Genomic DNA, 12,290 nt, shown 5'->3' on the forward strand with positions numbered 1-12,290 from the left:
TATATATATTTCAGCAAAATTACTAACCTACCCTTAACTTATTCTGAACGCACTGTCACGGGATCAACTTTAATTCCAACACCCATTGTTGAAGCAATTGCAACACGTCTAATGTATTCACCCTTCGCACCTTGCGGCCTCGCTTTAATGACTGCACCAACAAAAGCCCTAACATTATCCACTATCTTGTTAGCCTCAAAAGAAGCCTTGCCAACACCGGCATGTACAATACCAGACTTTTCAACACGGAACTCCACAGCCCCTCCCTTAGAATCCTTAACGGCATTAGCGACATCTAGTGTCACGGTGCCAATTTTAGGATTCGGCATCAAACTCCTTGGACCAAGAATCTTACCAAGACGACCAACAAGAGGCATCATATCTGGTGTTGCTATACAACGATCAAACTCTATCGTTCCACCATCGATGACTTCAAATAAATCCTCAGCACCAACAATATCTGCACCCGCTGCTTTGGCTTCATCAGCTTTATCACCACGCGCAAAAACAGCAACCCGAACATTCCGTCCTGTTCCATGAGGCAAATGAGCAACCCCTCTAACCATCTGATCTGCGTGACGTGGATCAACGCCCAAATTCATTGCAATCTCAATCGTTTCATCAAATTTAGCAACTGCACGTTCTCTAACCATAGAAACCGCATCGGCCAAAGTATAGAGTTTGTTAAAATTGACACCTTCACGAATTTTTTCTAATCTCTTCACTAGCTTTGCCATAACATCAGCCTACCACTTCTAAACCCATGGAGCGAGCAGAACCTTCAACCATACGCATCGCTGCCTCAATATCGTTTGCATTAAGATCTTTCATTTTTGCTTCTGCAATCAAACGAACTTTATCACGAGAAATTGTTCCTGCAGATACCTTACCAGGCTCCTTTGAACCCGACTTTAAATTTGCTTCCTTCTTCAAAAAGAAAGAAACGGGAGGAGTCTTAAGAGAAAACGTAAAGGACTTATCTTGATAATAAGTAATGACTACAGGAATTGGCGACCCTTTTTCCATTTCCTGGGTCGCAGCATTAAATGCTTTACAAAACTCCATGATATTAATACCCCTCTGTCCAAGAGCTGGACCAATCGGTGGAGAGGGTGTTGCAGCTCCTGCAGGAACTTGCAACTTTAACTGACCTGCACTTTTCTTTGCCATAATTCTGCCTTCAATTAACTTTGATAAACGGATGTCTTACCATACCGAATACCTGCCGCAGTCTAGTGGTCTGGATCATTAAGCCGGCAAAAGCCATAAAATCACCTCCCACTCAATTTAGGGTAATTTTTAATCACCCCACATAATCAAATCCAATCAAAGCTTTTCTACCTGACCAAACTCCAATTCAACAGGCGTAGGACGCCCAAAAATTGATACCTCAACCTTAAGACGAGAACGATCTTCCTCAACGTCCTGAACAATACCATTAAAAGACACGAAAGGCCCATCAGCCACCCGAACCTGCTCACCAATCTCAAAAGAAACAGATGGCTTTGGAGACTCTACACCTTCCTGAACTTGCTGAAGAATCTCCTCAGCCTCTTTATCAGAAATAGGAAAAGGCTTTGCATCTGAACCCAAAAAACCCGTTACCTTTGGAGTATTTTTAATAAGATGATATACCTCATCTGTCAATTCAGCACAAACAAGGACATAACCTGGAAAAAATTTCCTTTCAGAATTCACCTTGCGCCCTCGACGAACTTCAACAACACGTTCAGTCGGAACGAAAATCCTGCTAAACAAGTGATCCAACCCCTTTTGCTTAGCCTCTTTTTCAATAGCCTCCGCTACCTTTTTTTCAAAATTTGAATATGCCTGAACGATATACCAACGAGCAACCACTGCCATACTTCCCTGTGCGATCAACTAAAAAGATATTTCAAAAAATCAATACCCTGCCATACACTAAAATTTATGACCTGGTCTACGATAAAAAAGAACGTCGAGGAAAAAACAGTAACAAGAAGGACCATAACGGTAGAAATCATAGTTTCACGATATGTAGGCCACTTCACTTTAGCAGTCTCTGCACGAACCTGTCTTAAAAAAGTAACTAAATTAGTCTTAGGCATCATCAGCTATACATATTCTTTCCACAAATCACGCAACAAAACAGACGCAAAATAAAAAACCCGTCATCCCACACGCGAATTCTCTTATCACCTATCAAATATCGAAACACACACAAAAAAACAAGCCCTATATGAGAAGTAAAAAAGAAGTTAAAACTCCCATCACAAAGAAGAGAGCTTGCATGGCAGGGGCAGCAGGGCTTGAACCCGCGACCTGCGGTTTTGGAGACCGCCGCTCTACCAACTGAGCTATACCCCTAACTCCTTAATACATTCCCTAAATGTGCTTTAATATACATTTTATTCAACAATTTTAGAGACGATACCTGCTCCGACGGTGCGGCCACCTTCACGGATCGCAAAACGCAACTTTTCCTCCATTGCAATTGGAACAATCAGAGAAATATCCATCGCAACATTATCACCGGGCATAACCATCTCCGTACCTTCAGGAAGAGTAACAATCCCCGTCACATCCGTAGTACGAAAATAAAACTGTGGACGATAATTTGTAAAGAAAGGCGTATGACGACCCCCCTCATCTTTCGTTAAAATGTAAGCTTCGGCTTTAAACTTAGTATGAGGTGTAACAGAACCAGGCTTCGCCAAAACTTGCCCACGCTCAATCCCTTCACGATCAACACCACGAAGCAAGGCACCAATATTATCACCCGCCTGACCTTGATCCAAAAGCTTACGAAACATTTCAACGCCCGTAACTGTTGTCTTCGACGTAGGACGAATCCCTATAATCTCAATTTCTTCACCAACTTTAATAACACCACGCTCAACACGACCTGTAACAACCGTTCCACGACCCGAAATCGAAAAAACATCCTCAATAGGCATCAAAAAAGGCTGATCAATTGGACGTTCTGGCGTCGGTATATACTTATCAACCTCACTCATTAAAAGGCGAACAGCATCCTCTCCTATACTCTTGTTGGAATCTTCAAGAGCCGCCAAAGCGGAGCCTTTAACAACAGGTATATCATCACCTGGAAAATCATACTTCGAAAGAAGTTCTCGAACTTCAAGCTCAACAAGCTCCAAAAGCTCCGCATCATCAACCTGATCAACTTTATTCAAAAAAACAACAATCGCAGGAACACCCACCTGACGCGCCAACAAAATATGTTCACGTGTCTGAGGCATCGGACCATCCGCTGCAGAAACAACCAATATAGCACCATCCATTTGAGCTGCACCCGTGATCATGTTCTTTACATAATCAGCATGACCAGGACAATCCACATGCGCATAATGGCGTTGCTCCGTTTCATATTCAACGTGCGCAGTTGAAATAGTTATGCCACGAGCCCGCTCTTCAGGCGCAGCATCAATCTGATCATACGCTTTGAACTCACCAAAATACTTCGTAATCGCTGCAGTCAACGAGGTCTTACCATGATCAACGTGACCAATCGTTCCAATATTAACATGCGGCTTCGTACGTTCAAATTTGCTCTTCGCCATTGCTATCAATCTCTTTTTTCTAAATACCTAAAATAAGCTACCACAACCAAACCTTACCAGAAACAACCCACCAGCTTGGCTACAAAACCACCCCAAGACAAAAACATACCCGAATACGGTAGAACACCCACCGCGACAGTACCAACTTAACACCTTGGAGCGGGTAGCGGGAATCGAACCCGCATATTCAGCTTGGAAGGCTGCTGCTCTACCACTGAGCTATACCCGCATTACGGCCTATTCCGACGGATGGTGAAGGGGGTTGGATTCGAACCAACGTAGCATACGCAACGGATTTACAGTCCGTCCCCTTTAACCACTCGGGCACCCCTCCATCACACCGGATAAGTCGCAAGATTGAAACCGATGCGACTCCAAAATCAAGCCAATCGCGTACCGATTTTGACGATTACCATTATATCTGTCAATAAAATAAATATAGTTTTGTACAAATTTTACGTCAATTAATTTTATTTTTTGTTTTTTCTACAAACATTTTTCTACATAACACGCTATAAGAAAAATATGTCACAAAAAATACACAAAAAATCTCACTTCACGCATTCTTATCATCGAGACTTTAACAAAAAGGGTCTCTCCATCTCGCCTTCAACTTATTCAAAATACGATCACACCTCTACGATGCAAAAAACAATTCATCTCTACGGGGTCCATACCATCGACGCTGCCCTCAAAAACCCCAATAGAGTTCTTAAACATCTTTACGTTACACAAAATGCTTTAAAACGTTTAGATATAAGCAACCATAATTTGCCATGCCCTATAGAATTATCTTCGCCTAAAAAGCTTGATACACTTGTTGGAAGTGATGCTGTCCACCAGGGAGTTGTGCTGGAAACTGAACCCCTGAAATCACGCGACTTATCTGAACTTACTCATACTGATCTTGTTATCGTAATGGACCAAATTACTGATCCTCATAATGTTGGAGCTATTATGCGCTCCGCAGCTGCATTCAAAACCGGAGCACTTATCACTTCCTATCGTCATTCACCGCAAGAAAGTGGTGTACTTGCTAAAGCAGCCTCTGGAGCTTTAGAATCGATTGATTACATTATGGTACAGAACCTTGCTGAAGCACTTAAATTCCTCCATAAAGCTCATTTTATCACCTTCGGACTTGATTCAGAAGGTGACGCTCCTTTAGAGAACGTACTAACAGGAGAAAAAATTGCCCTCGTTTTAGGGGCAGAAGGAAAAGGTTTACGCAAAAAAACACGCGAAACAGTTCACACACTAGCGCGCCTTGATATGCCTGGAAAAATTAAATCCCTAAATGTTTCAAATGCAGCGACAATCGCACTCTACACAGCTCACAAACACCTAAGACCATGATCTCCTATTTTCTTATAGAAAATCAAATATATTTTAATTTTCTGCAAACCATACAACAATAGCAATACACATAAGTATGACATTTAAACACAAGTGGCTCAGGATCAATAACAAGGCCAGATCCACACGAACATTAAAAATAAACAAAAACCATGCAATCAATAACACCTATCAGGCCAAAAGCTTTACTTAAAGCACCGATAAGTAGTACTGCACTCTCTTATAAAAAATAAAACAACTCCATGAAAAAAGCTGTTACCAATACAAAAAAGAAGATTGCTAAAAATTATCACAAAAACTGAATAATTGATAACAGCACTCACTACACCAACCATCCCAGCTTTTTTTCACAATGTTGACACGAATAAACCTGCTGTAATACCGTATACTAGCCAAAATCTAGCTTAATACATGAAGAATTTGAAATAACTTCCGTAGAAAATTCTCAGAATTTTTTCTTATCATCTACACATCCACAGTAAACGCCCACCATTATTTGATTTGGCCAACACTGTTTTGTCGCTATTCATACAATCAAGTACAAAGCAACGACATTTACAACTTTCCCTTACTTAAAAAACCCTAACATATGAGCTCACCCATCTTTTCGAACCAGATGAGAAATTTCATATCACGAATGCATTACCTTCAAAAATCATTGTGCAGAATGCAGCGTGATATTATTCAATTTTTTTTACAATCTTCAAGCCACACGTCATAAATGGGATGCTCCACAGCATTTAGACCAGGACTATCCGAAAACATCCATCCTGCAAAGATACGCTGCACCTTTTTATCCTGGACTACCTCATAAACTTCAAGAAAACCACTCGTACGAGCTGGCTCATCTTTAGAACTTGCGTAACACGCACGAGGCGTTATCTGCAAAGCACCAAATCGGTAAACTTGACCAATAGGAACTTCAAAACGAGTCGTTCGACCAGTGATTTTGTCAAGACCTGAAAGAATAGCAATTTCATTGCTAACACGCTGAGCCTGTACCTCACCTACTACAAACAAAACTACCCCTATCCCCATTAAAATAGCATATAAAAAGCACCCTAATTTTGATAACAGAGAAAACTTCATCGCATCACATCAACTGAATTTAACAAAAACAACTTTAACAAAAATGACATTAACTGCCAGCACACTAATTTCAGAAAACGAAAAAACAACTCACATGCTCTACTTCCTAAGGATCATTGTTGGGTATCCATGCATCGTAATCTTTACACACATGAAAGTTCTCAACATTATGAAAAATGGATCCTTTCGGCCGATATGCTCTCTTTGAACCCGTCATATTCGCACTATGAGGTTTTTCCCATTCGTGGAGTTGATAACCATCATCTGTAGGCGGCGCATCACAGCGGTGATGAATCCAACCATGCCAACCTGGGGGAATAGTGGAAGCCTCAGAATACCCTTTGTAAATCACCCAACGACGCGGATAGCCATCTTTATGATAGCCCCCTTCATAATAAATGTTACCAAACTGATCTTCCCCCACACGCCTCCCCTTACGCCACGTAAAAAAACGCGTATTAACAGTATTACCATTCCACCACGTGAAGACTTGCTTTAAGAAACTAACCATTTGCTACCTTACCTCTTCAACACCCTCACAAACCAAACTACTGATGTGAATCCACACAACCTTTTCAACTACAAAAGGTAACAAAACAGTCTCAGTATTCAACAGAGATTCCCAACCGGAAGCTTCCTAAATTGCATTTCAAACACTTCAAAATATATTGCCCAAGCCTCTTTATCTATTTTAATCTATCTTAAGCTTTGACTTAACAAACTCATTAACACTTTGGGGATTGGCTTTCCCCCCCGTCGCCTTTATAACCTGTCCAACAAACCACCCAACCAAAGCAGGCTTCCCTTTTGCTTGGATAACTTTATCTGGATTATTGGCAATGACATCATCAACAGCACGTTGAATGACCTCCATGTCTGTTACTTGCTTCATGCCGCGCTTTTCTACAATTTGACGCGGATCCCCGCCTTCACACCAAACAATCTCAAACAAATCCTTAGCAATTTTCCCGGAAATAACACCTTCTTTTATTAGATCAATGATTGCTCCTAACTGACTTGGCGTAACTGGCGTGTTCTCAATTGCAAGATTGCTTTTATTTAGGGCACCCAACAGATCATTGATCACCCAATTAGCAACCATCTTCCCATCACGCCCGCAAGCTACCTCTTCAAAATAATCTGCAATTGCTTTGTCCGTTACAAGAATGGAAGCATCATACGCAGTCAACCCCATACTATCTATAAAACGCGCTTTTATATCGTCAGGTAACTCCGGCAGCCCTGAAGCCAAAGCATCAACAAATGCCTGATCAAATTCTAACGGTAATAAATCAGGATCTGGAAAATAACGGTAATCATGCGCTTCTTCCTTTGAGCGCATAGACCGCGTCTCACATTTAACTGCATCAAACAGCCGAGTCTCCTGATCTACCGTACCACCATTCTCTAAAATGGCAATCTGACGACGTGCCTCATACTCTATAGCTTGGCCAATAAAACGGATAGAATTAATATTCTTTATTTCACAACGCGTTCCAAACGCTCCACCTGGACGACGAACAGATACATTAACATCAGCACGGATAGACCCCTCATCCATATTACCATCACAGGTCCCTAAATAACGAACAATTGCTCGCAATTTTGTCATATAAGCCTTAGCTTCCTCTGACGAACGCATATCCGGTTTGGAAACAATTTCCATGAGGGCAACACCAGAGCGATTAAGATCAACAAAAGACATTATTGGATGCTGATCATGCATAGATTTCCCAGCATCTTGTTCAAGATGAAGCCTTTCAATCCCAACCTCAATATCCTCAAACTCACCATTTGAGTCCGGCCCTATCGATACAACAACTTTCCCTTCACCAACAATAGGGTATTGAAACTGCGAAATTTGATATCCCTGCGGCAAATCTGGATAAAAGTAATTCTTACGATCAAAAATAGACCTCAAATTAATCTGAGCTTTTAATCCTAAACCAGTCCGAATAGCCTGACGAACACACTCCTGATTAACAACAGGTAGCATTCCAGGCATAGCTGCATCAATGAGTGACACATTATTATTCGGCTCAGAACCAAATTCCGTAGATGCTCCCGAAAAAAGTTTTGAATTCGACTTAATTTGCGCATGAACTTCCATGCCAATGACGACCTCCCAATCACCTGTCGCTCCAGCAATAAAGCGCCTAGGATCAGGGGTGCGATTATCAACAATTTCCATTACCAATCCATTACCAATGCTTCTAAAATACTACTTAATGTTCCTCAAAATCATCATAGGCATGAACTCAGAACACAAAACCTGCAAATGAAGTCTCCCTACGCAACTTCTCCTGATTCAAAAACTATTTCTTCTTATCTGCGACCTTTTTCTTAGTGCTTGCTTTCGCTGAAGAACCTTTTTCAGATTCTGTTTTTGTTGAATCCTTTTTAATTAAGTCTGACTCATCATATTCCTTCATCAGTTCATCAACTGTTACTTTTTTATCTGTAACTTTTATCTGTGTCAGTAAATAATCAATAACCTTTTCTTCAAAAATTGGTGCACGCAAATTTGCAACAGCCTCTGGTGTGCGACGAAAAAAGTCCATAATCTCTTTTTCTTGTCCAGGATGCTGACGCAGCTGATCATAGATCGCTGCCTGTAATTCATTTTCACTGACTTCAATACCAGCCTTCATTCCAATCTCAGAAAGAACTAAGCCAAGACGAACACGGCGTTGTGCAAGCGTACGATACTCTTCTTGCATCTTCTCCTCTGTAGTGTTTTCATCCTCAAAAGACCTTCCTGTCCTTTGCAAATCAGCACTGACTTGAGCCCATATATTATCGAACTCAATCTTTACAAGACGCTCAGGAATTTCAAAATGGTAATCAGCATCTAGTGAATCAAGAATTTGACGCTTGATCTTTTGACGTGTCATGGAACCGTACTGACTTTCAATCTGCTTGTGAACAACTTCACGTAGACGATAGAGAGACTCTAAACCAAGTTTTTGTGCTGACTCGTCATCAATTTTCAATTCATCTGGTTTAAAAACAGCCTTAACGGTAACATCAAAAACTGCATCTTTACCAGCTAGGTGTGTAACACCATAATCGCCAGGAAATTTAACAGAAATTTCTTGTGTGTCACCAGCTTTTACACCAACTAATTGTTCTTCAAAGCCTGGAATAAATTGCCCAGAACCAAGAACTAACTGCACATCATTGGCTGCTCCACCATCAAATGAAGTGCCATCAATTTTACCTAAATAATCGATTGTAATACGATCATTTTCCTCAGCAAAACCCTCCTTCTCTGAATAGTTCCGGGTAGAGGAAAGAACTTTGTTAACTTGCTCATCCACATCTTTTTCAAGAACATCTGCAATTTCACGAACAATTTCAATATTCTCGAAACCTTTAATTTCAAACTCCGGCAGAACTTCATATTTTAAACTAAATACAAAATCAGCATTACCCTCTAAGACCTTTTCGTCTTCATATACTTCAATTTGCGGTTGCACTGCAGAACGCTCATTACGATCCGCTAAAATAGAACGAGGAGCATCATTCATAATTTCATTCAGAACTTCAGCCATAAAAGACTGACCATACATTTTACGAAGATAACCGGAAGGTACCTTTCCAGGACGAAAGCCATTTAACTTAATCTTATCTTTAGTATCATCTAACCGCTTACTTAACCTTTGCTCCAAATTGTCCATTGGAACTACAACTTTAATCTCGCGTTTCAATCCTTCATTGACTATCTCAGTAACCTGCATCGAACAACCTTCGTCTTTTTAGGAAATGAATAATTACATCTCCCGGAATAACAATACCTCAACACCTAAAGTGTCAGCTTCATATAAGGCAGATTCCACACACTCCCAATTTAGAGTATTGAAAGCGACTCCCTTTGGTGCGGATGGAGGGAGTCGAACCCCCACGGTTTCCCGCCAGAACCTAAATCTGGTGCGTCTACCAATTTCGCCACATCCGCTAAACTTGAAAATAAATAGCTTCGCATCAGCAATTTTCTATATCACTCAATTTTAACCAATTAAAGAAAAAAAGAGAGAAAATACATTCTAACCCATATATATCATTTTTCACATTACGAAAAAAGTTTTACTATTCAGATAATACTATATTTATATAGAGTCGGATCATGTTAAACAAACACAACACTCCAATTCACGTTATCGGTGGTGGTCTCGCTGGAAGCGAAGCAAGTTGGCAAATCGCTCAATCAAAAATTCCTGTAATTTTACACGAAATGAGACCAATAAAAACATCTGAGGCCCATAAAACTGATAAACTCGCGGAGCTCGTATGCTCTAATTCATTCCGTTCAGATGATTCATCAACAAATGCTGTAGGACTCTTACACGCCGAAATGCGACTTGCCAATTCCCTCATTATGAAGGCTGCAGACGCTCATAGAGTACCTGCTGGAAGTGCACTAGCTGTCGATCGCAACGGCTTCTCTCAAACTATTACAGAGATACTTGAAAATCATCCTCTTATCACAATAATGCGAGAAGAAGTACTTGATATTCCTGAAGATTGGCACAACGTCATCATTGCAACTGGCCCCCTCACTTCATCAGCATTGGCCCGAACAATACAAAGGGAAACAGGGATAGAATCATTGTCTTTCTTCGATGCCATTGCTCCTATCATTTACACTGATAGCGTTAATATGGACGTTTGTTGGTATCAATCTCGCTATGATAAGAGCAGTCCTGGAGGAACTGGAAAAGATTATCTTAACTGCTCTCTGAATAAAGAACAATATGAAGCATTCATTCAAGAACTAATACATGGAGAAAAAATAGAATTTCGAGAATTTGAAAAAACTCCCTACTTCGATGGGTGCTTACCAATCGAAATCATGGCTGAGCGTGGTATTGATACCCTGAGGCATGGCCCTATGAAACCAATAGGATTAACAAATGCTCATAACCCCACGGTTAAAGCTCACGCCGTTGTACAGCTACGCCAAGATAATACTCTCGGTACACTTTACAATATGGTTGGATTTCAAACAAAACTGAAATACAGTGAACAAGTCCGTATTTTTAGAAAAATTCCTGGCCTCGAACGAGCAGAATTTGCGCGTCTTGGTGGCCTCCACCGCAACACCTATATTAATTCTCCAATTATTCTAGATCATACACTTCGTCTAAAAGAGAGACCTCAGATACGTTTCGCTGGACAAATTACAGGATGTGAGGGCTATGTAGAATCATCTGCAATAGGACTTCTTGCAGGACGATTCGCTGTTGCTGAATACAATCATTCTTTCCCCTCTTTACCACCAAAAACGACTGCGTTAGGGGCCCTCCTGAACTACATCACAGATGGACATATTGTAACCAATGAAGTAGGGAAAAAATCTTTTCAACCTATGAATATAAATTTTGGTCTATTTCCGCCTATTGATTCCACCGACTCTTCGGTGAAAAATGCACAAAAAAAGAAAAGAGAGAGAGTATAACTGCACGAGCTCTAAATGACTGCACAAAGTGGCTAACAAACGAAAAATAGCCTCTTAATCGATCATTCTTGGTTTCCAATCCAACGAATACCCAATTCTATTAACGTGAATACCCCGCTTCCAACAGCGGACGTCAGCACAATAACAAGCCACAAACAACAAAAACATGATATCTTTGCTTTACAGACCTAACACCTTACTTAGATCAAAACAAACCTTACAGATACTGCATCGAACGAGACCCCCCCACTCCCAAAAATCTTAACAACATCAAAGATTTTCTACAACTTAAACGCTTTTTCACAAAAACATCTAAAAGGACCCTCTAAAAAAACCCGCTTATCGATAAACCGGGTTTTTTAAAAATGAAATTCAAATCACTTTTTATTGACAGCCTCTTTAAGAGTTTTGCCTGCAAAAAACTTAGGCACGGAACGCGCTGGAATGTCAATTTCAGCACCCGTCGAAGGATTACGCCCTTTTGTGGCTGCACGCTGAGAAACTTCAAAACAACCAAAACCCGGCAGACGCACATCACTTCCTTGAGCCAAAGTCTCCGTTACAGAAGCAATAAAAGCATCTAAAACAGAAGCAGCCTGTGCTTTCGAAATATCAGCCTTCTCAGCAATAGAGCTAACCAACTCACCTTTATTCATTGAATGTTTCCTTTCCTATATTACTGAATAACATGTAAATGGACCATCAATAAGTTTATTAAAAACTATAATAAACTGAAGAGTTATTTTGTTTCAGAATGTTGTTTTTTAACAAAAATCACAGTTATTCACGGTTTTTTCATCTTTTTTTCAAGAAAGACAAAGCAA

General features: G+C 40.5%; 11 protein-coding genes, 4 tRNA genes and 1 pseudogene. 2 read left to right on the plus strand and 14 right to left on the minus strand.

Annotated elements, in window-relative coordinates; all coding sequences use genetic code 11:
- Positions 1–38: 38 nt before the first annotated feature.
- The 8 genes from rplA to PU02_RS05300 form a co-directional block, all read right to left on the minus strand.
- Positions 39–737 carry a 50S ribosomal protein L1 gene (gene rplA, locus PU02_RS05265; RefSeq protein ID WP_053944392.1) on the minus strand — a complete coding sequence of 233 codons (699 nt, stop codon included), beginning with the start codon at positions 735–737 and terminating at the stop codon, positions 39–41.
- Positions 738–741: 4 nt separating this feature from the next.
- Positions 742–1,170 (minus strand): 50S ribosomal protein L11, encoded by a 429-nt coding sequence (gene rplK / locus PU02_RS05270; protein ID WP_053944393.1) that lies wholly within the window; start codon positions 1,168–1,170, stop codon positions 742–744.
- A gap of 156 nt (positions 1,171–1,326) precedes the next feature.
- A complete protein-coding gene (gene nusG / locus PU02_RS05275) occupies positions 1,327–1,857 on the minus strand; it encodes a transcription termination/antitermination protein NusG (protein ID WP_053944677.1) in 531 nt (176 codons plus the stop codon).
- Positions 1,858–1,877: 20 nt separating this feature from the next.
- Positions 1,878–2,090: a preprotein translocase subunit SecE gene (gene secE, locus PU02_RS05280; RefSeq protein ID WP_053944394.1), complete on the minus strand. Its 213-nt coding sequence runs from the start codon at positions 2,088–2,090 to the stop codon at positions 1,878–1,880.
- A gap of 180 nt (positions 2,091–2,270) precedes the next feature.
- Positions 2,271–2,346 (minus strand) — tRNA-Trp (locus PU02_RS05285).
- A 41-nt stretch (positions 2,347–2,387) separates the two neighbouring features.
- Positions 2,388–3,563: an elongation factor Tu gene (tuf, locus tag PU02_RS05290; RefSeq protein ID WP_053944181.1), complete on the minus strand. Its 1,176-nt coding sequence runs from the start codon at positions 3,561–3,563 to the stop codon at positions 2,388–2,390.
- Between the two features lie 155 nt (positions 3,564–3,718).
- Positions 3,719–3,792, minus strand: a tRNA-Gly gene (locus PU02_RS05295).
- Between the two features lie 21 nt (positions 3,793–3,813).
- Positions 3,814–3,897, minus strand: a tRNA-Tyr gene (locus PU02_RS05300).
- A 191-nt stretch (positions 3,898–4,088) separates the two neighbouring features.
- Between PU02_RS05300 and PU02_RS05305 the strand changes: the two genes are divergently transcribed.
- Positions 4,089–4,919, plus strand: coding sequence for a TrmH family RNA methyltransferase (locus PU02_RS05305; RefSeq protein WP_053944395.1), 831 nt, complete (start codon positions 4,089–4,091; stop codon positions 4,917–4,919).
- A 684-nt stretch (positions 4,920–5,603) separates the two neighbouring features.
- Here PU02_RS05305 and PU02_RS05310 read toward each other — a convergent pair.
- The 5 genes from PU02_RS05310 to PU02_RS05330 all read right to left on the minus strand — a co-directional run bounded on the left by PU02_RS05310 (position 5,604) and on the right by PU02_RS05330 (position 9,966).
- Positions 5,604–6,008, minus strand: coding sequence for a DUF2155 domain-containing protein (locus PU02_RS05310; protein ID WP_053944396.1), 405 nt, complete (start codon positions 6,006–6,008; stop codon positions 5,604–5,606).
- A gap of 106 nt (positions 6,009–6,114) precedes the next feature.
- Complete coding sequence (locus PU02_RS05315) at positions 6,115–6,519, minus strand: NADH:ubiquinone oxidoreductase subunit NDUFA12 (RefSeq protein ID WP_053944397.1); 405 nt, start codon at positions 6,517–6,519, stop codon at positions 6,115–6,117.
- A gap of 180 nt (positions 6,520–6,699) precedes the next feature.
- Complete coding sequence (gatB, locus tag PU02_RS05320) at positions 6,700–8,199, minus strand: Asp-tRNA(Asn)/Glu-tRNA(Gln) amidotransferase subunit GatB (protein ID WP_053944398.1); 1,500 nt, start codon at positions 8,197–8,199, stop codon at positions 6,700–6,702.
- A 124-nt stretch (positions 8,200–8,323) separates the two neighbouring features.
- Complete coding sequence (gene tig, locus PU02_RS05325; RefSeq protein WP_053944399.1) at positions 8,324–9,748, minus strand: trigger factor; 1,425 nt, start codon at positions 9,746–9,748, stop codon at positions 8,324–8,326.
- A 135-nt stretch (positions 9,749–9,883) separates the two neighbouring features.
- Positions 9,884–9,966, minus strand: a tRNA-Leu gene (locus PU02_RS05330).
- 168 nt (positions 9,967–10,134) lie between these two features.
- Here PU02_RS05330 and trmFO point away from each other — a divergent pair.
- Positions 10,135–11,516 (plus strand): annotated as a pseudogene (gene trmFO, locus PU02_RS05335) (methylenetetrahydrofolate--tRNA-(uracil(54)-C(5))-methyltransferase (FADH(2)-oxidizing) TrmFO).
- A gap of 327 nt (positions 11,517–11,843) precedes the next feature.
- Here trmFO and PU02_RS05340 read toward each other — a convergent pair.
- Positions 11,844–12,122 carry an HU family DNA-binding protein gene (locus PU02_RS05340; protein ID WP_053944400.1) on the minus strand — a complete coding sequence of 93 codons (279 nt, stop codon included), beginning with the start codon at positions 12,120–12,122 and terminating at the stop codon, positions 11,844–11,846.
- Between the last annotated feature and the right edge of the window lie 168 nt (positions 12,123–12,290).

Source organism: Bartonella ancashensis, from assembly GCF_001281405.1.
Taxonomy (GTDB): Bacteria; Pseudomonadota; Alphaproteobacteria; order Rhizobiales; family Rhizobiaceae; genus Bartonella; species Bartonella ancashensis.

Excerpts from the sequence above, each read along its gene's own strand:
- PU02_RS05315 (WP_053944397.1), bottom strand. The coding sequence starts at position 6,519 with ATGGTTAGTTTCTTAAAGCAAGTCTTCACGTGGTGGAATGGTAATACT.
- secE (WP_053944394.1), bottom strand. The coding sequence starts at position 2,090 with ATGATGCCTAAGACTAATTTAGTTACTTTTTTAAGACAGGTTCGTGCA.
- tuf (WP_053944181.1), bottom strand. The coding sequence starts at position 3,563 with ATGGCGAAGAGCAAATTTGAACGTACGAAGCCGCATGTTAATATTGGA.
- tig (WP_053944399.1), bottom strand. The coding sequence starts at position 9,748 with ATGCAGGTTACTGAGATAGTCAATGAAGGATTGAAACGCGAGATTAAA.
- PU02_RS05340 (WP_053944400.1), bottom strand. The coding sequence starts at position 12,122 with ATGAATAAAGGTGAGTTGGTTAGCTCTATTGCTGAGAAGGCTGATATT.
- PU02_RS05310 (WP_053944396.1), bottom strand. The coding sequence starts at position 6,008 with ATGAAGTTTTCTCTGTTATCAAAATTAGGGTGCTTTTTATATGCTATT.
- rplA (WP_053944392.1), bottom strand. The coding sequence starts at position 737 with ATGGCAAAGCTAGTGAAGAGATTAGAAAAAATTCGTGAAGGTGTCAAT.
- gatB (WP_053944398.1), bottom strand. The coding sequence starts at position 8,199 with ATGGAAATTGTTGATAATCGCACCCCTGATCCTAGGCGCTTTATTGCT.
- rplK (WP_053944393.1), bottom strand. The coding sequence starts at position 1,170 with ATGGCAAAGAAAAGTGCAGGTCAGTTAAAGTTGCAAGTTCCTGCAGGA.
- PU02_RS05305 (WP_053944395.1), top strand. The coding sequence starts at position 4,089 with ATGTCACAAAAAATACACAAAAAATCTCACTTCACGCATTCTTATCAT.